Genomic DNA, 23364 nt, shown 5'->3' with positions numbered 1-23364 from the left:
AAGTATCATAGTTAATGTGTCTGGAATCAATATTATGTTCTTTTTATGGTTGTTTGTATTGGGACTGTTCTCATACTTTTTATTGCACAACAGCATCCGTCGCATCACGCGAACTCCCGTATGGCTGCTGTGGCTGGTAATTATGGCACCGGCCCTGATTTGGACTGGTTGGCTGTTAGTTAACGGCCCTAGCAAAAGTTCACCGCCAGATTGGCTAATTCTACCTTTTTTAGTTTGCCCTTTTTTGTACTGGTTCCTGGTACAGTTGGGGCGCAAGGAAATTACCAGCGAAACCGCCCAAACCACAGTTAATGATGGGACAGAACCTGCAAAATCCCAACAAAAACCTGCTTTACGCCCGATCGATCTAGAAGAAGAAGCTAGTTTGCGTGACTGTTTTCCTTGGTCTGTTTACTATTTGCGAGATTTAGAATTTCGACCCCAGGCTGTAATTTGTCGCGGACAGTTGCGGACGAACCCGGAAGCGGCTTACAAGGCGATTCGGGACAATGTGGAAAAGCATTTTGGCGATCGCTTTTTGGTAGTATTTCAAACAAGTTTCAGCGGTCAACCCTTTTTTGCCCTAGTCCCTAATCCCGAACATAAATCCGCCGAAAGTCCTGTTAACAATCAACCTTTGAATCGACCATTTTTTGCTTTGGGTTTGCTGCTTATCACTCTATTTACCACTACGATAGTGGGTGCGCAAATTGCAGGAATTACCGAAAAAACTGTCCAATCTAATCCCTCACTGTTAATTAAGGGTTTGCCCTATGCTACCGCTTTGATGGTCATTTTGGGCATTCACGAATCGGGACACTATTTAGCAGCAAAATTTCATAAAATTAGAACTACTTTACCCTATTTTATTCCCGTGCCCTTTTTCTTGGGAACCTTTGGCGCTTTTATTCAAATTCGGAGTCCGATTCCCCACCGTAGAGCTTTATTTGATGTCGGTATTGCGGGGCCTTTGGCTGGTTTAGTGGCGACAGTGCCGCTTTTAATTTGGGGTTTGTATCACTCGACAATTGTGCCTATTTCTAACAAGTCAGGGATGTTAAATTTTGATTCTTTCAATCCAAATTTTTCTCTGATGATGACTCTCTTGAGTAAGTTAACCTTGGGTGGTGCTTTAAATTCGGAAACAGCGATTAATTTGCATCCGGTAGCGGTGGCTGGTTATTTGGGCTTGATCGTGACGGCGTTTAATTTGATGCCGGTGGGACAACTCGACGGCGGGCACATCGTCCACGCTATGTTTGGTCAGGGGGCAAGTATGGCGATCGGACAATTTGCTAGACTTTCTATGTTGCTGCTGGCTTTTTTGGAACCGGGTTTGTTGTTGTGGGCGCTGATTTTGTTTTTGATGCCGCTAAACGATGAACCCGCTTTGAATGATGTGAGCGAATTAAATAATTGGCGTGATGGTTTGGGGTTGGTGGCGATGGGGCTATTATTGGCTATTCTGTTACCAGCACCTAGGGTATTGATTCAGTGGTTGAATGTTTAGCCGGAATAATCAAGCAGGAAGAAGAGCGAGGTGAAGAACACTTATTAGCCAGTTTTTTAGCGATATCTTACCTTTAATGAGGTTGAATTACTTAACCTTTTTAAGATTTATAATTTTTATAAAATAAATATTCATCAAATTAATATAATTTATTTTTATACAAAAAACAAGTAAAACTTTAAATTAATGTTGACAGTCTGGGAAGACCTATGCTAGATTTTTGTAAGGCTACAGTAAATTTACTGAAGTCCAGTGCAGCCCTAATGCAGCCCTAAGTGCGATCGACGAGATGGGATAGGTAAACTAATGCAGAAAAACATAATAACTAGAACTCATTACCAGTGAAAGTGCTGTGTAGATCTAGGTATCGGATTTTATGTTTAATTAGGTGAACGGACTTAGTAGTGAGGTAAATTTAGAAAGTAGATGCAAGGAAATTGGCATTTCAAACTTAATCAAAGTTACCCTAATCCCCTGGGGTTAGCATCATCACCCCTGCCCTTTAATCAAATTTAAATCTAGCCATGAATCTTTTTATACTTTCTTCACGGAGTTTACTCTCAAGTGTATCCTGGGACCCTGTTTTTGAACTGGAAAATATTGTTTTACAAACCTGCAAAGCGCAACTTTTGATTCCATCGTGTCGCGAGATCATCCAGTGGTCTTCATCTAAACTCCATCCATTACCCGATCGCATTATACGTAAAGTTGTCAAGTCTACTACAGGTTTCTATAAATTGGAACCTTTACCTGACTTGTCCAACCAGCCCAATGTTTTACTGCTGATAGGTATATCAGGAGCCGATCTGGAACTCCTATCAAGTATACCAAAGTGGAGGGAACGTTTTGATGTCGTCATCGCTTATATTTTTGATTCTTGGTGCCCAGAAATTTATTCAAAAAATGTCTATCAATTAGATCATTTATTCGTGGCACTTCCCGAAGTTATAGATGAACTTAAGCAAAAATTTGGTATCCCAGTCTCCTTAATCCCCTTTGCGGCTGATGTTCTCACTCAGGGTTCGTGTCAACAGAAGCGTTCCATAGACTTAACTAGCTTCGGGCGAATTCCGTCACATTACGATCGTGCTTTTTGCCATAAATTTAATCTACCTGGTTCCGAACAAATTTACTTTAAATCTACGCCCAGAGCAGGAGAGGAATTTCCGAAATTGCCTTACGAAATGCGGAAAGACGAGCCAGATACTCTGATGCTATTTCACATTCTCAGACATAGCAAACTGACCTTGGCATTTGATACGCTCTATCCTGGTATGCGTGCGTTTCCTTATTCGTTTATTACACTGCGTTGGTTTTACGGTGCTGCGACGGGTGGTGCGGTAGTTGGGAAGCGTCCAACAAGCCCTCTAATGGATGAGTTGCTGAATTGGGAAGATGCTACTATTGAGTTGCCCGATGACCCACAAAAAAGTGTGGAATTCATTGATGAACTGTTAGAGGACGAAGTGCGGCTGAATAAGATATACAAACGTAATTATGTTGAGAGTTTAGCCCGTCATGACTGGAGACATCGGATTCAGAGTATGCTGGAAACGGTGAAAATTCCCCTACCCCAGGGACTGCGAGAAGAATTATCACAAATGAAGAGAATTCATGACCAAATGGTCTGTAGATTTTAGATTTGGGATTTGAAATTAGAGAATTAATTGCACGAAGCGGGCGGCAAAACTACATTACTTGATGGTCATGTCAGAGTAAATTTTCTCAAAAATAAACAAATGGATTTGAAGACATTTTGAGTGAATTAGAGAGCGATATATTCACCTCATTTGACATAGATTCCTATGGATAAATAGGAAAACTAATCAATTGTAACAATACTTTGGTAGGATATACTCTGGCACTGACAGTCCCACATCTTAAAATAATCCCGAATCGACATGAGCCAGCATCCAGACCGCATTGCCCCTCATGGTGGCATCCTGGTCAACCGTATCGCCACCCTAGACCAAAGACAAGCATTTTTTGACAAAGCAGAAGCTTTGCCGCGAGTTCAGCTTTCGGATCGATCGATCTCTGACCTACAAATGATCGCCATCGGCGCCTTCAGTCCCCTGCAAGGGTTCATGAATGAGGCTGATTATCGATCGGTCGTCACCCAAATGCGCCTCTCCAACGGCCTCCCCTGGTCAGTACCAATCACCCTCTCAGTCAGCGAAGAAGTGGCAGCCACCCTGACAGAAGGGAGTTTGGTTCGGCTAGACTCCCCCAACGGCGAGTTTGCCGGCGTACTGGAACTGAGTGAAAAATATCGCTACAGCAAAGAAGAAGAAGCCATTAACGTCTACCGCACCGACGATCTCAAACATCCAGGTGTCCAAGTAATAGACAAGTCTGGTCCAGTGAATCTGGCAGGCCCAGTGTGGTTGCTGGAACGGGAACTAGACGCCCGCTTTCCCCAATACCAAATTGACCCGGTGAAATCGAGAATGCTGTTCGCAGAAAAAGGATGGAAAACCATAGTGGGTTTCCAAACCCGAAACCCGATCCATCGCGCTCACGAATACATTCAAAAATGTGCTCTAGAAACTGTAGACGGCTTATTCTTGCACCCCTTGGTGGGGACGACTAAGGGCGATGATATTCCGGCGGATGTGCGGATGCGTTGCTACGAGATTCTGCTAGAAAAATACTATCCGCACGATCGCGTAATTTTAGCAATCAATCCGGCGGCGATGCGCTACGCCGGACCACGGGAAGCAATTTTTCACGCTTTGATTCGCAAAAACTATGGTTGTACTCACTTTATCGTGGGGCGCGATCATGCGGGCGTGGGCGATTACTATGGTACCTACGATGCTCAACACATTTTTGAGGAATTTGAGCCTGGAGAATTGGGAATTGTGCCGATGAAATTCGAGCACGCTTTCTATTGCAAAGTGACGGAACAAATGGCGACCACGAAAACCAGTCCTAGCACTCCCGAACAGCGGGTACATTTGTCGGGAACGAAAGTGCGGGAAATGTTGCGGGCTGGAAAATTACCACCACCCCAGTTTTCTCGGCCAGAAGTTGCTGCGGAATTGGCAAAGGCGATGAATATTTTCAGCTATGAAATTTAAATCTTAAACCTTGTTGTTGGCGACACTTAGTCTTCGGCAGAGGAGTGAGAATATTGTAAGAGCACGACGATGGGGAATCATTAATGGGACTCAAGCGGCGGGAATTTTTGCAGCAAGCAGGCTGGGTGTTAGCAGCGCTGGGTATCAGCGAGGCTGGATGGGAACGGTTGGGCGATCGCTACTACCAGGCCCTAGCCCAGCCGACAGCCCGCAAATTGGCATTGTTAGTGGGCGTTGACAAATATCCAGGGTCGGCGCTGCACGGCTGTGTTACCGATGTGGAATTGCAGCGGGAATTACTGGTATATCGGTTTGGGTTTGGGCCATCAGACATTCTGACTTTGACTGACTCTCAAGCTACCAGGGAAAATATCGAGACGGCTTTTGTCAGTCACTTGACTCAACAAGCTAAACCCGGAGACGTGGTGGTTTTTCACTTCAGTGGCTGCGGTAGCCGAGTCAGTTTGGGGGAGTCACCGACGGTAATCCAAAACAGTTTGGTGCCGGTAGATGATGTTGTGCCTGCTTTGGGAAACCGGGCGGTGAACGATATGTTAGAGGAAACATTGCTGCTGTTGATGCGATCGCTCCCAACAGAAAGTGCGATCGCCATTCTCGACACCAGCTACAGCTATCCGGGTGTAAATCCCACCGGCAACTTCCGGATTCGTTCCCGCCCCCGCCCCATAGTGGCGAGTCCAAGCATGGGCGAATTAGACTTACTCGATCGACTTAAATTAGTCAACAATCTCACTTCTAGCGGAGGCACCACACTCACCGCCGCCGCCCCTGGTCAACTCTCCGCCGAAATTCAGTGGAACGGGTTTACAGCCGGTTTATTTACTTACGCCCTCACCCAAACTTTGTGGTGGACAACTCCCGCCAGCAGCCTGCAAGTCAGTTTTAGCCGCGCCGCGGCCCAAGTCGAGCAAATCAGTGGCTTAACCCAGGAACCGCAAATTCGCCAGGACGATGCAAAAGCACCTGCGGGGATGCTTGCAACAGCAATGTTAAATACCCCTACTGCTGACGGGGCAGTGTCTGCGGTAGAAGAGGGTAGCAAAACTGTCCAATTGTGGCTGGCCGGGTTGCCCCCAGAAATTTTAGAGTCCTGTGGCGCTTCTGTATTCAGCCCCGTTTCCTCAGAGGGCGCGAGGCTGTTACTGCTGCGACGTAACGGTCTTTCTGCTAAAGCCCAAGTCTTACAAGCGCCCATCTCAAACCAGGTGCAACTGACTGCGGGCGAATTAGTCAGAGAAGAAATTCGGGTTCTGCCCCGAAACATCAGTTTAACTGTAGCTTTGGACTCTGGTTTAGAACGCATCGAGCGGGTGGACGCTACCAGCGCCTTTGCGACTGTGCCCCAAGTCTCGGCGGTAGCGGGAGACCAACCAGCGGACTATCGGTTTGGCAGAGTCCCAGAAACCACTGTAGCTCAAACTCCTGGGGTCTATGAGCCTGGTTTGTATCAAGGTCGTTACGGTTTGTTTTCTGTGGGTGAAACGCTGGTTCCGCATACTGAGGGTGATGGGGGAGAGGCCGTGAAAGTTGCGGTACAGCGATTGACTCCGCAGTTGAAAACCCTGTTGGCGATCAAGTTGCTGCGCCTGACAGTGAATGAGGGGTCTTCGCGTCTGAAGGTGCGGGCGATGCTATCAACTCTCGCGCCTCAAGCCATGACTGTGGCCGGGCGATCGCCTGTGCGAGGTGTCAGTGACGATGCACTATCATCGCTGAGGGGGGAAAGTGAGAAATCTGAAAGCTTAGGTATATTAAGTGTGAATTATGGGAGCCGGATTCAGTATCGATTGTATAACAATGGCGATCGCCCAGTTTACTTTATGGTATTTGGCTCGGATAGTTCAAGACGGCTGCTAGTATTCAATTCTGATGGGGAAACCAATGTGCCAAGACCGGTGCAGGCGATCGCCCCTGGTGCAAATTTGAGTGTACCCCAGGCAGGGGCGATCGGGTGGGAAGTATCTAGGGCGATCGGGCTTGCGGAAACCTTAATTATATTTAGTGAGAGTCCCTTCGATCGCACTTTGACCGCGTTGCAAGGAGGAATGCAGCAAGCCAGGGATGCCTCGCCAATTCGAGTGTTGTTAAATCCTTTAAATGTGGCCAGGGCTGTCTTGGAAGATTTGCACGCGGCCAGCATGGCTGGGGTGCAGCAGGTGGGGATATCCACCGATGATATAGCTTTGGATGTGAATGTGTGGGCAACTCTGAGTTTTGTTTATCGGGTAGTTTAATGATTGCTGTTGATGCCATCAATTCATGGCCATTCCCATGACTCTTCCTCTGCCTCCCTTTCTCAAGGCCGCCTAATTGCCCCAAACCGCAATAATTCTTTACAATTAAAAATAGCATAACGGTTCTCAAGGGTTTGGGCCTTAAGTTGACACCAATGCCCAATGCCCTTTAACTTAAAAAACATCCCTTAAAAAATGGCTGTAAACCAACTTTCTGCAACCCCATCCCCCCTCCAAACAGCGGAATTAGACTATGATATCGCCATCGTCGGAGGTGGCATAGTCGGTGCAACCTTAGCCTGCGCCCTCAAAGATTCCGGCTTAAAAATCGCCATCATCGAAACCCAAATCCCCGCAGCAGCAGCAGCCAAAAAACAAGCTTACGCAGTCACCTTGCTGTCAGGAATGATCTTAGAAGGCATGGGCGTGTGGGAGAAAATATTGCCGCAAATCACCACCTTCGAGCAAATTAGCCTCTGCGACGGCGACTATCCCGGAATTGTAGAATTCCACCGCCCAGACTTGGGAAATACAGGCAAATTACCCGTACCAAAAGCCGCTTTAGGCTATGTGGGCGAGCACCGAGTCATGCTGTCAGCTTTGCAGGAATCCTTGGCAAAAAATCCGAATTTCAGTTGGGTTTGTCCGGCGGAAGTATTGCAAGTAAAATATTTAACTAATTGCGCTGAAATTGAACTCAAACAAAACGGTGAAACTCGGACAATTCGCACCAAATTATTAGTTGCTGCTGACGGTTCGCGATCGCGCATTCGGACATCCGCCAACATCGGCACTCGCGGCTGGAAATACTGGCAATCCTGCGTTGCTATTACTATTAAAGCAGAAAAACCGCACAACGATATCGCCTTTGAGCGCTTTTGGCCCAGTGGCCCGATGGGAGTCTTACCATTACCAGGGAACCGTTGTCAAGTAGTTTGGACTGCACCCCATGGGGAGGCGAAAGCTTTGCAACAAATGGATGAAACAGAGTTTTTAGCTTTGTTGAAACAGCGCACGGGCGGAGTTTTGGGAAATTTGGAATTGGAGAGCGATCGCTTTTTGTTTCCGGTACAGTTAATGCAGAGCGATCGCTACGTATTGCCCAGATTAGCATTAATTGGCGATGCGGCGCACTGTTGCCATCCTGTGGGCGGCCAGGGACTAAATATGGGCATTCGAGATGCAGGGGCGATCGCCCAAATCTTGCAACAAGCCCACCAAAAAGGCGAAGACATCGGCGATTTGCGAGTATTGAAAAGGTATCACAACTGGCGCAAACAAGAAAATTTAATCGTGTTAGGATTTACCGATTTCTTAGATAGGTTATTTTCTAATACTTGGCTGCCAATTGTGGCATTTCGCCGCTTCGGATTGTGGTGTTTGCGAACAATTCCCCCAGTTAGGTTTTTAGCATTGCGCTTAATGACGGGCTTAATGGGGCGGCCGCCGGAATTATCGCAAAACTAAAATAAACCGGGTTTTTACGATTTTTTCCGACACTAACGAAATATTCTCAAAAAAACCCGGTTTCTGGGCACTGACTAACTTGTAGTAAAATTGGTTTGCAGGTTGTTTCACCCTCTAGAATCGATCGGTTTGTCCTCAAGCCCGCCGGGGATTTAAATCCCCGTCGAGAGAGCGCAAGTCGGTTGAAACCGACTGAATAAAATCATGAGAATTTTGATTAAAAAATAGATGCTTCAGTCCTCTTTTAGAGGACTTACGCTCTCTCGACGGGGGTTTTCAACCCCCGGCGGACTCGTGGGTGAGCGTGGAAATTGTGGCGCGGATAATAGCATTGAATTATTGCAGATTTAGCAACGATCGATCGCCATTGTGGGAAAATTGAAAAAACGGTCGATCGCACTTTTGCACAATCTCAGAAACCGGGTTTTTCCCCATCTCTTCACCTGTCACCAAATATGCTCGCAAAAACCCGGTTTCTGGCCACTCGCGCACAATCTTTAGAAACCGGGTTTTTTCCCATCTCTTCGCCTGTTACCAAATATGCTCGCAAAAACCCGGTTTCTTTGGGCTAGTTTGTTTGTCCGCGAGTTCAACAGGGGTTGAAACCCCTGTCTCATAGCTAAAGTCGGTTGAAACCGACTGAATAATGCTACAAAATACTCGCATATTTGTTGATTTCATCTGTTTTTCAGTCCTCTTTTAGAGCATCCCACGGGCGTCGCACGCCCGTTATGAATTAAAGAAACTCTCTCCCCCTCCCCCACTCTCCCCCTCTCTTGAGATGAGAGTTTTAAACTAGGATTTGGGATGAGTTTCTGAGGAGGACTTTCGCTCTCTCGACGGGGGTTGAAAACCCCCGGCGGACTGGTGGGATAGCGTCGGGGATTTTGGCGTCGGAAATTTTGGCGGCCTGAATGTGCGATCGCACTTGATCCAGTTAGATATCTCCAAAATATCCGCGATTATTCCCCTTTGCGCCCAAACAGCTTTGCTACCGACTTTACTAACAGTTCTCGTGGCATGAATCTGGGCATATTTACGATGATTTGATTCGGAACTCCCCCTGTCACAACGTTAGACTCATTCTTGTCTAAGGCTTTCAAAGCATCTCGCACTACTTCCTCGGCTGATACCAGTTTTTGCCCGCTGCTAGATGCTAGTGATTTTGGGAATTCAGCTACTGCAAAAAAGTCCGATTCTGTCGGTCCTGGACAAAGGCACAATACTCGTATTCCTAAATCTTTGTTTTCCGCCCACAGTGATTCAGTGAAACTCAGAACAAAGGCTTTGGTTGCTGCGTAAATTGATAGGTATGGCATCGGTTGAAATGCTGCTATTGATGCTACATTGATGATACTTCCTGATTTTTTTTGACGCATTTGCTGCAAAAATAAGTGCGAAAGCTCAACTAATGCTAGAATATTTAGTTGCACCATGGCTAGTTGTTTGTCAAGGGGGCGATCGGCAAAAACACCGTAATCTCCAAAACCCGCATTGTTGACTAACAAATCTACGGTCAAATCTGTTTGATTGACGGCCTCAAATACTTTGGTTCCAGCACCAGGTTCCGTCAAATCTTGCACGATTACTTCGGCTCGAATATGGAATTTTTCTTGGAGTGTAGCAGCGAGTTGGTGCAATTTGTCTGCGGAACGAGCCACTAAAATTAGATTGTGCTGGTCTTGGGCTAATTCGGTGGCAAAAGCTGCACCAATTCCGCTAGAAGCTCCGGTGATTAAAGCAGTTGGCATGAAATTATGTCTGATATTTGATGGGGAATTTATATATTTTAACAATTATTTTGAGTGGCCACCTGTAAAATACTTAAAAGGGAATAGGTGAGTTTTATGGCGCGTCTTACCGATCGAGCTTTTGAAATTTTAAAGTCAGAAGTTGACAAATGTGCAGCGGCTGACGCTATAGCTGGCAATGTCTACAGGAGTATGGTAATCAAGCAGTTGGAGAAAATGCGATCGGAAAATGGCAGTTTCGCATCCATAGAAGAAATCCGCGCTACTTTCAAAAATGAATTTCCCAACTTCAGCGAAAAAGCACTCAAAGCCGCCGTCAAAGCCAACAAGCCGCCCGGATTGTTTGGCAAAATTATCTGGGTGGGGGTTTTTTTGGGTGCGGGGGCGGGGATAATTTGGCTAGCAAACCTGCCTGTGCCCATCATTCGCAAGCCTATAGCAGATAAATTGCCCATATTGTTAATGCCGAGTTTTAGCAGCATGGATTACAATTATCGGCAGGCGATCGCCCTCGTGGAACAATCGGATCAATTGGTAAATAAGGCAACTGCTGTGGCTGATTTCGACTTGGGCGACACCAAAGCAAAACAAGCGCAAAAACACCTCGATGCCTTGCCGGTTTGGTTTTTAGGTTATTATCCAGAAACCTACTGCTCTTTTTTTGGCTGTACTTGGCGCTTTAGTGTTGATGAATTTCAAGCAGCCCGCAAAAGTATCGGGCGTATGGAAGCCCAGATTTTCCAACAAAAAAATGCTTTTACTCAGCTTGGGGAAGTGGAACAAAACCTGAATACGGCAAAACAGCAGTACCAGCAAGCCAAAAATGCGGCAGATAGACAAAAAGCTAGCATAAATTGGCAAAGTGCGATCGACCAACTCAATCAAATTCCCGCAGAAACCCTAGCCGGAGAAACTGCTAGGAAAAAACTGCAAGCAGCAGAGAGAGATTTTCAAGCAATGGGCGGTGTGGCTACCGGTTCAGTGCGCGCGGACAACTTAATCGAAGCAGCCAAAGAATTTGCCTTTAGTGCCGCCTCCGCATCGCAGAAACCGCCACATTCAGCCGAAACTTGGCAAAAAATAGCTGATTTGTGGCAACAATCTATTGAACGACTCAGCCAAATTCCCTTTGATAATCCGGGCTATCTTGATGCTCAAACAAAACTAGCTGAATATCAAAATAATTTAGGCACTACACAGATTCGACTTCAAGCTGAAAAAGAGTCAGTGGAAGCTTTAAATCAGGCTAAAAGCTTGTTTGCTAAGTTCCAAACTAACCTAAATTCTATTAATCAAAATCCTGGTTACGCCCTGGGTTACTTGCAGGAAATTATCAACACTTTAGAATCTGTAAAACCGGGAACGACTGTTTATCCAGAAGCCCAAAAATGGCTGCAATCAGCTCGCAAAAAACAGAAAGAATGGCAACAAAAATAAAGCTGGGGAATATTGACTTTTTTCAGAAATGGGATTAGAGTCAGCATATGTATTTTTGTTGAGAGATTGGGGCAACCACGGGGGGATTGCCCCTACAAAGAATGATATCGTTTCCGGCTGCATCGGAATGATTTAACCTTACTAGAACGCAGAGAACACAGAGGGAGAGAAGAGAGATGAATACAGGACGATGTTACCGGATTTGATATGAAACAGCCCTGGGGGCAGGGGGGGTTGCCCGACTCCCGATGTCCTATTACCTATTACCAATGAAAGACTTAACTCGTAGACAATTTATCGCTGTCACTGCCTTAAGCGCCGGATTTGCCCTAGCAGTTCATCCTATTGCAGCCGCAACTATTACCACTGATACTAACGGTTTAGTAGCAGGTGAAGTCAAGATTCCTGTCAAAGATGGACAAATTCCAGCCTACAGAGCAATGCCTGCTAATGGTAGCAATTTTCCCGTGGTAATCGTGATTCAGGAAATATTCGGAGTTCATGCTCATATTCAAGACATTTGTCGCCGTTTTGCTAAATTAGGTTATTTAGCGATCGCCCCAGAAATGTTTGCCCGTCAAGGTGATGTTTCTAAAATGACCGACATTCAAGAAATCATCAGCAAAGTAGTTTCTAAAGTCCCCGATGCTCAAGTTATGTCGGATTTGGATGCTACGGTAGATTGGGTACAAAAGTCAGGAAAAGGCAATATTAATAAGTTGGGAATTACAGGATTTTGCTGGGGAGGCAGAATAGTGTGGCTATACGCCGCCCACAACCCCAAAGTTAAAGCAGGAGTGGCTTGGTACGGGCGTGTGGTTGGCGATGCTACGGCTTTGACTCCAAAACAGCCGATCGACATTGCACCAACTTTGAAAGTGCCAGTATTGGGGCTTTACGGTGCCAAAGACGAGTCAATTCCCACCGATACAGTGGAGAAAATGCGCCAAGTTCTCAAAACAGGCAGTAGCGGTTCAGAAATTGTGATTTATCCCAATACACCCCACGGATTTAACGCCGACTATCGCCCCACTTACCGCGAAAAAGAAGCTAAGGATGGTTGGAAGCGGCTGCAAGATTGGTTTAAGAAGTCGGGGGCTGCATAAGAGTTTTTAGTAGTGAGTTGTGAGTGGCAGTTTAAAATTATCTTCGTCCCTCCCAACTCACTCCAAATCAAGCAATTTCTGGCTGAAACCTTTGATGGGATTTAGCTTTGATGCTGAAGAACAAAACACTAATCAAAAGTATCAAAACCACAATCGTTCTCCAGTGAACTAAAAAAGGCAGACCCGCAGCCAAAAATATTCGTCTCGGAAAAAACAGCAGAAATACTAGACCTATCATGCCGAGATAAGCTTTTTGATTGCCGTAGCAATACAGCCACAGAGATGTTAGTATTGGGAGCAAACCAACGTAATCGTAAACATGAGTATATCCTAAAAATGTAAACGATATACCCATCAGTACAGCAAAAATATCTTCTGTGTTGATTCTATTGCGGAATACCCACAACAAAGCAGTTAAAATCAACCCCAAAATTTTGATTCCTGGTAGATTCCAGCCAAAAAAAGCCAACAGACTTTCCATGCCGACTTTATCTTGAAACCCCGGCTTATTGAAAGTTACAACTAGGTAACTATCTTGAATTCCTTGATGCCATGCTTCCAGGGTGCCAATGGGCCCGCCGTAGAATACCAAGGGATAAGCACTCATAATTACCACGGTTGCCAGGGATACAGCTAATATTTTCCATTGGCGTTCTAACAAAAACCAAAAACCGAGCAATAAGCAGATTTGTGGCTTAAAGCTAGCTAAACCCAAACAGATCCCCGCTAATACATATTTTTGTCTTTGGCTGAAAAACCAAGCACCCATTGTAGCAGCAAAAGATATCAAAGAAGTTTGACCCATCCACACCACATGAGTGGTGAATGGGTTGCCAATAATGATGGCTGCCATTACCCAACGGCCGAGTTGATGTCCACGATGATTTGGGGATCTATTTATCGTCTCCAGTGTCATCACCACGATAGCTGCGATCGAGATCAAGTTGAGTCCTACCCAGACGAACTTGGCAACTGAGTAATCAAAAAGACCTACAAACAGACAAAATATTGCGGCTTGAGGAGGATAAAAGAAACCGCCATCCTCAAAGCCAGGAATTTCCTTGATTCCGGCTACACTTTTATTCAAAAGATCGAGCTTGTAGGGATTCAAACCCATCAACCAAGCACGTCCAGCAGCGTAAATGGTGGCACCGTCAAAATTGAGCGGGCTGTTGATATCTCTGCCAATCCCTATTATCCCAAAACAAATTAGAGATAATAGGCTTAATCCGACTATACCTAAACCAAAGTTCCGCTTAAATGATTCTGTCATCAGCATATCTCCGAATTGGTTTAAAGTTTGAAGATGGAAAAAAAGCTACAAATTTTAACTCGATAATCTTGCAATTAAGTATATACTTACATTCATCTACTATGCAAATTAATGAAAGTTAATCAAATAAATAGGGATGTAGCAGAAAATTTTGTATCAAAAAAAGCAATATTGGCAGTCTCAGCATTCGTGTCGCTTCGATCGCCCTTGAGACAGTTGGTTTGTTGGGTCTCCAAAAGTTAAACTTGGCGGTGTAGAGTTATCGATCGAACAGGTAAGCCCGTGCTAGACGAACAAGCGAAAAAGACCATCCTCCGCAAAATCCCTCATGGACTATACATCTGCGGTGTCAAAGACGGTGAAGAAGTCAACGGCTTCACCGCTAGCTGGGTGATGCAATCTTCCTTTACTCCTCCGTTAGTGGTGAACTGCGTCAAGCAAGACTCCAAATCCCACGCCATGATTAAAGCTAGCGGTGTCTTTGCTTTGAGTTTCCTCGAAGCAGGACAAAAAGAGTTAGCCCAAAAATTCTTTAAGCCCCAGCGCCGGGTAGGCAATAAATTTGAGGATGTAGAATTTTATGCCGGGGCTGAAACTGGTTGTCCGATTATTTCGGATTCTCTGGGTTATCTTGAGTGCAAGGTTGTGGGCGCTGTGGAACACGGCGATCATACGGTGTATGTGGGTGAAGTTGTGGCTGCGGGGGTTCACCGGGAGGGCGAACCGTTGCTGCTAGAAAGCACTGGCTGGAATTACGGCGGCTAGAAATTTGACAATTGGCAATTGACAATTGCCAGTTGTCAGTTGTTAGTTGTTAGTTGTTAGTTGTTAGTTGTTAGTTGTTAGTTGTTAGTTGTTATTTGTCAGTTGTTAGTTGTTAGTTGTTAGTTGGTTGTTTAGGGTCATTTGTCAGTTGTGAGGCGAGTTAAAATTAATGAAAAATCGGCGACAATTTTGTCGGTATTCTTTACTGTTAATATTGGGATGTGCACGAAAACACATTTGGTGCTGATTTGAGAATCAGCCAGGTGTTTTAATACTGCATAATAAAGGGCTTCACAAACAAATTTTCCGGCATTATGACTAATTTTGACTGTGGGTAAATCAGCTATTAAATAGTCTAGATTGACTGTTGTTTTGAGAATATTTTGGTCGCAGCAAGCGCAGGATTCTAGGGTTAATGTTTGGGAACTTTCTGCCATGCCACAGCAGACGATTAGATCTGGTTGGAGTTGGTTGATTTTGGCGATCGCCAAATTGGGCGCTTCCTGGAAATCTACTGGCAGTTTTCTCAAGAAACTCAGGGAGTAAGGCAAAGATTTAATCAGCGAAATTCTGCCTAATAAGTCGTCAGAAGAGTTGGATTTTTGATGAGGTTGCCAAGTGTCGAAGGATGTTAGCAAAATTTTGGTATTCATCAATAATTTTGGTAATATAGTTCCATTGATAATATAAGGCAAGTAAGTCAATGTCTGTCATTGCAGTAGTGGACTATGACATGGGCAATCTGCACTCGGTCTGTAAAGGCTTGGAAAATGTGGGTGCAGTGCCAAAAATTACGGACGATCCGGCTATGATTGACCAGGCTGATGCCGTAGTTTTACCGGGTGTGGGTTCCTTCGATCCGGCAATGCAGAATTTAAGAACCCGCGGATTGATAGAACCGATAATCAGTGCGATCGCATCGGGAAAACCTTTTTTAGGCATCTGTTTGGGTTTGCAAATCCTGTTTGAAAGTTCCGAAGAAGGTTTAGAACCGGGTTTGGGAGTGATTTCGGGAACTGTGCGACGGTTTAGTTCAGAGCCTGGGTTGACAATTCCGCACATGGGATGGAATCAATTGCAATTTGCTCAGGATTTGTCGCTGTGGCAAAATTTGCCTGCTGAACCTTGGGTTTATTTTGTGCATTCTTATTATGTCGATCCAGTCGATCCGAAAGTGCGATCGGCAATGGTGACTCACGGTAGTCAAAATGTGACGGCGGCGATCGCCAAAGATAATCTGATGGCTGTACAATTTCACCCGGAAAAGTCTTCGAGTACGGGATTGCAAATTTTGTCAAATTTTGTGATGCAGGTGAGGGAAAAAGTAGCTGCTTAAAGTCGATTAAAAACCCGGTTTCTTCAAGAAACCGGGTTTTTAGGAAAGCTGTACATTCTGAAGAATGGGAGTCTATAGTGACCGGGGGTGTCCATTTAGACATTTTAAAATCACTATCGATCGCGCTGTCACAGGAATATTTTTCCGCTTTGTATAAATGATCCCTTGAGATTCCACAAATTTCGGTTCGGCGGTGTCGAGAATGGCAATCCACTGCAAGCCCTGAAAGCGGGGAGGAATCACGAAATCGATCGCCTCCCAATAAGCATTGAAAAACAGCAAAAAACTATCATCAATAATCCGTTCGCCACGAGCATTTGGATAGGGAAGTTCTTCACCATTGAGGAAAATTCCGATCGCCTTGGCGTGCCCTACTTTCCACTGTTCATCAGTCATTTCCCCGCCGTCGGGGTTGAACCAGGTAATATCGCTAACTTGGGAACCGTGAATCGCACGTCCTTGGAACCACTTACGGCGACGAAATATGGGATGTTCGCGCCGCAAGCCGGTTAACTGGCGCGTAAATTCGAGCAAGTCAGCATTTTTGTGCTGCAATCCCCAATCCACCCAAGATATTTCGTTATCCTGACAATAGGCGTTGTTATTGCCGCCTTGACTTCGCCCCATTTCATCTCCAGCCACCAGCATGGGAACACCTTGAGACAACAGTAACGAAGTCAGGAAATTCCGCTGTTGGCGTTCTCGCAGCAACTGGACTTGGGGATCGTCGGTGTCGCCATCCCCAGCACAGGGGTCAAAACAGGGTGCAGATGCTCCTGCTTCTAGAGCTTGGGTGGCTGCAAATTCGATCGCCGTGCAGTTCCAGGCTCGATTGTAGTTTTCCCCATCCCGACTGTTTTCGCCATTGGCTTCGTTATGTTTCAGGTTGTAACTGACGAGATCCTTGAGCGTAAATCCATCGTGGGCGGTGATAAAGTTGATACTGGCATGGGGGCTTCGTCCGTTACTTTCGTAGAGGTCGGAACTCCCAGTAAAGCTATAAGCAAACTGAGACAGAGTTTCGTTGGTTCCCCGCCAAAAGTCCCGCATGGTATCGCGGTAGCGGCCGTTCCACTCGGACCACAGCAAGGGAAATTGACCAACTTGATAGCCACCTTCGCCGATATCCCAGGGTTCAGCGATTAACTTGACCTCGCACAAAACGGGGTCTTGGTGGATGATGTCAAAAAAGGCGGCAAAGGTATCGACGCGATCGGTTTCCCGCGCTAGAACCGTCGCCAAATCGAAGCGGAACCCATCGACGTGCATCTCCAACACCCAATAGCGCAAGCTGTCCATAATCAGCTTCAACACTTGGGGATGGCGGACATTCAGGGAGTTGCCACAGCCACTGTAATCCATATAGTAGCGGCGATCGCCTTCGACAAGGCGGTAGTAAGCGGCATTGTCAATGCCACGAAATGAGATGGTGGGGCCCATGTGGTTGCCCTCTCCCGTGTGGTTATACACCACATCGATAATCACCTCAATTCCAGCAGCGTGTAACGCTTTGACCATCTCCTTAAACTCATTCACCTGTTGACCGGTGTTGCCACTGGCGCTGTAGCCGGAGTAAGGCGCGAGATAGTTGATCGAATCGTAGCCCCAGTAGTTTCGCAATCCCTTGGCTTCGAGAAAGCCCGGACAGCCGATGAAGTGATGGACGGGGAGGAGTTCGACGGCGGTAATCCCCAAGGATTTGAGATGGTCGATGGCTGCGGGATGGGCGAGTCCGGCGTAGGTTCCCCGCAGGGCTTCAGGAATGTCGGGATGGAGTTTGGTAAAGCCTTTGACGTGCATCTCGTAGATGACTGTTTTGTGCCAAGGGAGTTGGGGGTGAGTGTCACCTTCCCAATCAAAGGATTCATCGATGACAACAGCTTTGGGGACTAAGTGAGAATCGTCTAAGGCAGTATAGGATAGGTCTTCCTTTTCGTCGTCCCAGTCATAGCCGAAGATTTCCCGTCCGTGAACCACGTCTCCTGCGATCGCTTTAGCGTAGGGGTCGATCAACAGTTTGGCAGGGTTGAAGCGATGTCCCGCTGAGGGGTTGTAGGGGCCGTGAACGCGAAACCCGTACAATTGACCGGGTTTGATGCCAGGAATGTAGCAGTGCCAGATGAAGTTGTAGACTTCAGTCAGTGGCAGTCGAGTTTCCCAACCTTGTTCATCGAACAAGCACAATTCAACCCCTGTGGCATTTTCTGAAAACAGGCCAAAATTTGTGCCTTCGCCATCCCATTTTGAACCCAAGGGATAGGGTTTTCCGGGCCAAAGTTTTAAATCCATAGAATCCAAATCGTAATCCTCTCATACCACAATTAGAGCAATCTTGAGATGTGTAGTTGGGCGCAACGGCTGCAACTGCCCGATCCCAGATTTGTGCGTAGTAGTCCAGCTCTAGATTGAATTTATACTTACGATCATATCACGGGCATTCTGTGTACCAACCTACCGACGTTTACCTCGATCGCTCAAGGGCACGACTGCATGAATCTCAGACTTGTGGCCAGTTCAGATGACACTGCCGAAATGTTTTGGGTGCGATCGAATCAATTGTGCCAACCAATCGGCCTGCAGGTTATCCAAAAATCTCTAGCCATATAATGCCATGAATTTATCCAGATTTTTCGCGGAGATTCTGGCTTAATGATTCTTATTTATTTCTAATAAAGGAGCCGAATATTGTTGACATTCAACGCTTATGTGCTATAATTAAACTTACATTCAAAATTCAGTTTTCCCCATCTAAAAAAACAGAATATACTTTAATATCGGAATTTTAAATGAGCTTGAGAATCTGTGGCAATCGCCAACTAAAAACCCTGCCCGGACTCGCAACTCGCCCCACACCAGCGCGAGTCAGAGAAGCTTTATTTAATATTTGGCAAGGGACGATCGCCGATTGCAGATGGCTTGATATTTGTACCGGTAGTGGCTCCATGGGTGCAGAAGCTTTGTGTCGCGGGGCTTTGAGTGTCACTGGGATTGAACAGTCGGCGAAAGCTTGTGCGATTATTCAGCAAAATTGGCAGCAAGTGGCAAAGTCATCCCAAGAATTTCACATCTTGCGGGGAAGTGCGACTGCGAAATTGGCGACTCTAGCCCGACAGCAGTTCGATCGCATTTACTTCGATCCGCCCTACGCCAGCAACTTGTACGAGCCTGTCTTGAATGCGATCGCCAGCCAAGAAATGTTAGCACCCCATGGTGAAATAGCGATCGAACACAGTCGCCAGCGCGAGGCTGTCCCCATTTCCGGCCTCGAAATTTGTCGCCAAAAATTCTACGGCAATACAGCCTTAACCTTCTACACTCACAGTTGTTGAGCCATGCCAATGGTGACTGTTAGTCCGGCGACACCGCCTCCTGCAACTAAACTGGTATCCTAGAACCGGCCGAGCAACCTGAAAGTTTAATTAGATGGCGTATATTCACAGATAATCAAACTTTTGTCAGGGTAGTCTTAAGTCTCAGGTTGCTGGAGCCATTCCAGAAATAAATCGACTTAACGCTGAAAAAAAAGACTTTCAGTTGTACCATAAACTGCAAAGTGTGAGTGTGAATATTCCTAAAGGAGTGAATATGGTTCAGACACCTTCGCGCCATCGCGGCAGCGAATTTCAGGCTGCTAACTCAGTACAGCCAGCCAAACGCCCAGAGACTATTTTGGTGGGAAACAACCTCCCCCTGCCAAATACCAAACTATTCGGCACAGACGGCATTCGTGGCAAAGTAGGAGAATTGCTGAATGCACCGCTAGCAATGCAAATTGGCTTCTGGGCAGGACAAGTTTTACGCCAAAATTCCCCCAACCAAGGCCCGGTGATTTTGGGCCAAGACAGCAGAAATTCCAGCGATATGCTGGCAATGGCACTGTCGGCGGGTTTGACAGCCGCTGGTTTAGAAGTCTGGAATTTGGGCCTGTGCCCTACTCCCTGCGTTGCCTATCTGGCAAGTGTTACCGAGTCCATGGGCGGAGTGATGATTTCCGCTTCCCACAATCCCCCAGAAGATAACGGTATTAAGTTTTTCGGTGCCAGTGGCACGAAGCTGTCTCAGCATTTGCAGGAACAAATCGAAGCGGGCATCCGAGGGGCCAAGGTTCCCATTGCTAGCTTGACTTCCGGCTATCACCACCACCGCCCAGAGTTAGTTAAAGATTATGCCACTTCCTTGGAAGGTTCACTGCAAGGAGTGAATTTGCGCGGAATGCGGATCGTGTTGGATTTGGCTTGGGGGGCCGCGGCGCGCTTGGGTGAGGCGGTGTTTGCGCAAATGGGGGCCGATGTTATCTGTTTACACAACTCTCCTGATGGCGATCGCATTAATGTTAACTGCGGTTCTACTCATCTCGACAGTTTGCAAGCTGCTGTTTTAGAGCACAATGCTGATTTGGGATTTGCTTTTGATGGCGATGCCGATCGAGTTTTGGGTGTTGACAACCAAGGTCGATCGATTGATGGCGATTACATTCTTTATCTGTGGGGCAAGAATTTGCGGCAGCGCGAACAATTGCCAGAAAATTTAATTATTTCTACTGTAATGGCTAACCTCGGCTTTGAGCGAGCTTGGGAAGAATTGGGGGGCAAATTAATTAGAACTGCGGTGGGAGATCAGCACGTTCATGCTGAAATGGAGCGCACCGGTGCGATGTTGGGCGGCGAACAGTCGGGACACATTCTTTGTCCTCATTACGGTATTGGCGGCGATGGTTTGTTAACTGCTTTGCATATGGCTTCCCTAGTGCGGGAGTCTGGGGAATCTTTGGCACAATTGGTGGATGGCAGCTTTGAAACTTATCCCCAATTGTTGCGAAATGTCCGTGTGGACGATCGGGAAAAACGCCTGAAATGGCAGGAATGCGAGGCTTTGCAAGGAGCGATCGCCCGTGCTAAAACTGCAATGGGAGAAGAAGGACGGGTGCTCGTCCGCGCTTCTGGCACTGAACCTTTGATCCGAGTCATGGTGGAAGCTTCCAGCGCAGAATTGGCTAATTTTTGGACTGAAAATTTAGTTTTAGCAGTTCAGAAATACCACACTATTTGATGAAAATTGGGCATGGGGAATAGGGCATGGGGAATTGGTAATTGCTAATAATGTTCCTCTTCCCAGTGTACTTTCCCCATTTCTGATTTACATCAAATCGGTTAAATGATTCATAAAAAAACTTAAAATGATCATTTCTGTTGCCATCCCCACCTACAACCGCGAGCAAAGCCTGCGAGAGACGCTGGCTGATTTGATGGGGCAAGATTATCACAGTTTTGAAGTCTTAGTAGTCGATCAAACTCCCATCCATGAATCGGAAACTCAAGTTTATTTAGAACAATTGGCTAATGCTGGTAGGATTCGCTGGTTTCGGGTAAATTGGGCTAATTTGCCTGGTGCTCGTAATTATGCGGTGCGGCGCGCCGTTGGAGATATTATTTTATTTATTGATGATGATGTACAGTTGCCGAAGGGTTTTTTGGCTGCTCATGCTAGTAACTATTTAGCCCAACCGGATATCGGATGTGTGGCGGGTAGGGTTTTTGACAGAATGAAATTGGGCGATTCTGGGGGCGATTTGGCGATCGAATATTTGCCACCAGAAGCGATGGATGCAGCGATTGGTTGGTATTTTATCGACTTGGTACATACTATACAACCACAGCAAGTGCTCTCGGCTAGAGGTTGCAATATGTCATTTCGCAGGGGGGTTTTTGCCGAGTGCGGTTTGAGCTTCGATGAACGGTTTGCAGGTAGTGCGGTGCGGGAAGAGTCGGATTTTTGCTTGAGATTGCGATCGACTGGTTTTAAAATTTGGTACGATCCCAATGCTTGTTTAGTTCATTTGGGAGAAGAAAGCGGCGGGTGTCACGACATAAGTACGCGATCGCTCGAATATCAAGTCACATTTTATCACAACCACTTCCTGATGGGATTGAAAAATTTAACAGTATTTCAATGCCTAAGATTTTTTGCCAAACTGTTTGACTGTCACGTTTTCGGCAATCCACCTTGCTATAAAAGTCGATCGCCCCTTAAAATCCTCAGCAGATTTGCATTTTACATTCTGGGTTTTCTCAGCGCTATCAACACGCTAATTCAGTCGATCGCCAGAGACGGACAAATCTACACCCATCAAGATAACATCAACGCTAAATAATTTTTATTCCCAATTCCCCAATTCCCAATAAATGAGAATCCTCGTTGCCAGCCACACCTATATTGTTGACATCAATCGGGCAAAATTCAAGATTTTAGCAAACCTTGAACCTGGCATTCAAGTAACAGTTATAGTACCTCAACGCTGGAAACCAGGAGGCGTACAAAATAAAACCATAGAAAGTGAATTTTATCAAGAAGGTTCATTTAAAGTAGTACCAATTTATAACTTTAGTCAAAACAATCAAGGCTTACTCACATTTGGCAAAGATTTAATTAAGGTTTTACAGGAATTTAAACCGCAGATTATCCAAGTCGAACAAGGTTCAAAATCCCTAGCCTATGCCCAGTTAATCTTACTAAATAATTTGCTCAATCTCAAAGCAAAAAATATCTTATTTACCTGGTGGAACTTATCCTATGAATTGAAATGGCCTATTTCCCTGTTAGAAAATTGCAATCTGCAAAACACCGATGGAATTATTGCCGGCAACCTAGACGGGGCTAAAATATTGCGCCAGCGGGGCTACACAGGTGCACTGCAAGTAATGCCACAACTAGGAGTAGATGAAACTTTTTTTTATCCCACTTCTAAAGATGCTGATTTATCGCGAAAATTAGGGATTCAACCTACAGATTTTGTTGTAGGCTATGTAGGGCGGTTTGTCGAAGAAAAAGGATTGTTAACGTTGGCGACAGCTTTAGCAGGCTTGAAAAAATACCCTTGGAAATGGCTGTTAGTAGGGCAAGGAAAATTGCGATCGCAAATTACCGAAAAATCTCTTGAATTGGGCATCAGCGACAAAATAATCTGGGTAGAAAGCGTTTCCCATGAAGCTGTACCCCCATACATTAACTTGATGGATTGTTTAGTATTGCCATCCCAAACCAGTTATAAATTCAAAACTTTAACAACAGTAGGTTGGAAAGAACAATTTGGCCATGTTTTAATCGAAGCCATGGCTTGTCAAGTTCCGGTAATCGGTTCCGACTGTGGCGAAATTCCCCACGTTATGGGAGATGCAGGCTTAGTATTTCCTGAAGGAAATGTTGAGAAATTGCAAGAGTGTTTGCATCAATTAATGGAGCAGCCGGAGTTGCTTGCAGATTTGGCTAAACGCGGTTACGATCGAGTCATTAATAGTTATACAAACAAAGCTTTAGCTCAACATTTATTAGATTTTTACCAAAAGTTAGTTACCTCAGATTAAAGAATAACTAACAACTAATA

The 23364-nt window shown here is 45.8% G+C and carries 18 protein-coding genes and 1 pseudogene; 13 read left to right on the top strand and 6 right to left on the bottom strand.

What is annotated here, in order from left to right:
• Nucleotides 1-31: 31 nt before the first annotated feature.
• From AAFP11_RS09455 to AAFP11_RS09435, 5 genes are all read left to right on the top strand, one after another.
• On the top strand, nucleotides 32-1510 hold the full coding sequence (locus AAFP11_RS09455; RefSeq protein WP_341736868.1) for a site-2 protease family protein: 1479 nt from the start codon (nucleotides 32-34) through the stop codon (nucleotides 1508-1510).
• 524 nt (nucleotides 1511-2034) lie between these two features.
• A complete protein-coding gene (locus AAFP11_RS09450) occupies nucleotides 2035-3150 on the top strand; it encodes a glycosyltransferase (RefSeq protein ID WP_341736819.1) in 1116 nt (371 codons plus the stop codon).
• Between the two features lie 261 nt (nucleotides 3151-3411).
• Nucleotides 3412-4593 (top strand): sulfate adenylyltransferase, encoded by a 1182-nt coding sequence (gene sat, locus AAFP11_RS09445; protein WP_341736818.1) that lies wholly within the window; start codon nucleotides 3412-3414, stop codon nucleotides 4591-4593.
• Nucleotides 4594-4676: 83 nt separating this feature from the next.
• Nucleotides 4677-6848, top strand: coding sequence for a caspase family protein (locus AAFP11_RS09440; protein ID WP_341736817.1), 2172 nt, complete (start codon nucleotides 4677-4679; stop codon nucleotides 6846-6848).
• Between the two features lie 195 nt (nucleotides 6849-7043).
• Nucleotides 7044-8315, top strand: coding sequence for an FAD-dependent hydroxylase (locus tag AAFP11_RS09435; protein WP_341736816.1), 1272 nt, complete (start codon nucleotides 7044-7046; stop codon nucleotides 8313-8315).
• A gap of 336 nt (nucleotides 8316-8651) precedes the next feature.
• Here the strand turns inward: AAFP11_RS09435 and AAFP11_RS09430 are convergent, their stop codons facing one another.
• On the bottom strand, nucleotides 8652-8807 hold the full coding sequence (locus AAFP11_RS09430) for a hypothetical protein (RefSeq protein WP_341736815.1): 156 nt from the start codon (nucleotides 8805-8807) through the stop codon (nucleotides 8652-8654).
• A gap of 470 nt (nucleotides 8808-9277) precedes the next feature.
• Nucleotides 9278-10066 (bottom strand): SDR family oxidoreductase, encoded by a 789-nt coding sequence (locus AAFP11_RS09425; RefSeq protein WP_341736814.1) that lies wholly within the window; start codon nucleotides 10064-10066, stop codon nucleotides 9278-9280.
• A gap of 96 nt (nucleotides 10067-10162) precedes the next feature.
• Here AAFP11_RS09425 and AAFP11_RS09420 point away from each other — a divergent pair, with 96 nt between their 5' ends.
• A complete protein-coding gene (locus AAFP11_RS09420; protein WP_341736813.1) occupies nucleotides 10163-11503 on the top strand; it encodes a hypothetical protein in 1341 nt (446 codons plus the stop codon).
• Between the two features lie 269 nt (nucleotides 11504-11772).
• Nucleotides 11773-12609 carry a dienelactone hydrolase family protein gene (locus AAFP11_RS09415; protein ID WP_341736812.1) on the top strand — a complete coding sequence of 279 codons (837 nt, stop codon included), beginning with the start codon at nucleotides 11773-11775 and terminating at the stop codon, nucleotides 12607-12609.
• A gap of 67 nt (nucleotides 12610-12676) precedes the next feature.
• On the opposite strand, the gene AAFP11_RS09410 is transcribed toward AAFP11_RS09415, so the two are convergent.
• Nucleotides 12677-13882: a glycosyltransferase family 87 protein gene (locus AAFP11_RS09410; protein WP_341736811.1), complete on the bottom strand. Its 1206-nt coding sequence runs from the start codon at nucleotides 13880-13882 to the stop codon at nucleotides 12677-12679.
• Between the two features lie 282 nt (nucleotides 13883-14164).
• Between AAFP11_RS09410 and AAFP11_RS09405 the strand changes: the two genes are divergently transcribed.
• The gene (locus AAFP11_RS09405) at nucleotides 14165-14647 is read left to right on the top strand and encodes a flavin reductase family protein (RefSeq protein ID WP_340525592.1); all 483 of its coding nucleotides are present in this window, start codon (nucleotides 14165-14167) and stop codon (nucleotides 14645-14647) included.
• Between the two features lie 137 nt (nucleotides 14648-14784).
• Here the strand turns inward: AAFP11_RS09405 and AAFP11_RS09400 are convergent, their stop codons facing one another.
• Nucleotides 14785-15300: a peptidase C15 gene (locus AAFP11_RS09400; RefSeq protein WP_341736810.1), complete on the bottom strand. Its 516-nt coding sequence runs from the start codon at nucleotides 15298-15300 to the stop codon at nucleotides 14785-14787.
• 50 nt (nucleotides 15301-15350) lie between these two features.
• Here AAFP11_RS09400 and hisH point away from each other — a divergent pair, with 50 nt between their 5' ends.
• Nucleotides 15351-15983 (top strand): imidazole glycerol phosphate synthase subunit HisH, encoded by a 633-nt coding sequence (hisH, locus tag AAFP11_RS09395; protein WP_341736809.1) that lies wholly within the window; start codon nucleotides 15351-15353, stop codon nucleotides 15981-15983.
• Nucleotides 15984-16055: 72 nt separating this feature from the next.
• Here hisH and glgX read toward each other — a convergent pair whose 3' ends face one another.
• Both glgX and AAFP11_RS09385 read right to left on the bottom strand, forming a co-directional pair.
• On the bottom strand, nucleotides 16056-18272 hold the full coding sequence (gene glgX / locus AAFP11_RS09390) for a glycogen debranching protein GlgX (RefSeq protein ID WP_341736808.1): 2217 nt from the start codon (nucleotides 18270-18272) through the stop codon (nucleotides 16056-16058).
• Nucleotides 18169-18384, bottom strand: a pseudogene (locus tag AAFP11_RS09385) (hypothetical protein); the annotation flags it as partial. The gene glgX and the pseudogene AAFP11_RS09385, both read right to left, overlap by 104 nt.
• A 385-nt stretch (nucleotides 18385-18769) precedes the next feature.
• Here AAFP11_RS09385 and rsmD point away from each other — a divergent pair.
• From rsmD to hpsO, 4 genes are all read left to right on the top strand, one after another.
• Entirely contained in the window at nucleotides 18770-19312 is a 543-nt protein-coding gene (gene rsmD, locus AAFP11_RS09380) for a 16S rRNA (guanine(966)-N(2))-methyltransferase RsmD (RefSeq protein WP_341736807.1), read from the top strand.
• A gap of 256 nt (nucleotides 19313-19568) precedes the next feature.
• The gene (glmM, locus tag AAFP11_RS09375) at nucleotides 19569-21032 is read left to right on the top strand and encodes a phosphoglucosamine mutase (RefSeq protein ID WP_341736867.1); all 1464 of its coding nucleotides are present in this window, start codon (nucleotides 19569-19571) and stop codon (nucleotides 21030-21032) included.
• Nucleotides 21033-21159: 127 nt separating this feature from the next.
• Nucleotides 21160-22134, top strand: a complete 975-nt coding sequence (gene hpsN / locus AAFP11_RS09370; protein WP_341736806.1) for a hormogonium polysaccharide biosynthesis glycosyltransferase HpsN — start codon at nucleotides 21160-21162, stop codon at nucleotides 22132-22134.
• Nucleotides 22135-22165: 31 nt separating this feature from the next.
• Nucleotides 22166-23344, top strand: a complete 1179-nt coding sequence (hpsO, locus tag AAFP11_RS09365; protein ID WP_341736805.1) for a hormogonium polysaccharide biosynthesis glycosyltransferase HpsO — start codon at nucleotides 22166-22168, stop codon at nucleotides 23342-23344.
• The last annotated feature ends 20 nt before the right edge of the window (nucleotides 23345-23364 follow it).

Origin of the sequence: Microcoleus sp. CAWBG640 (genome assembly GCF_020883015.1) — a bacterium.
In the GTDB taxonomy this organism is placed as follows: Bacteria; Cyanobacteriota; Cyanobacteriia; order Cyanobacteriales; family Microcoleaceae; genus Microcoleus; species Microcoleus anatoxicus.
Note: the sequence above shows the minus strand (reverse complement) of the source record. Positions and strands in the feature narration are given on the sequence as shown.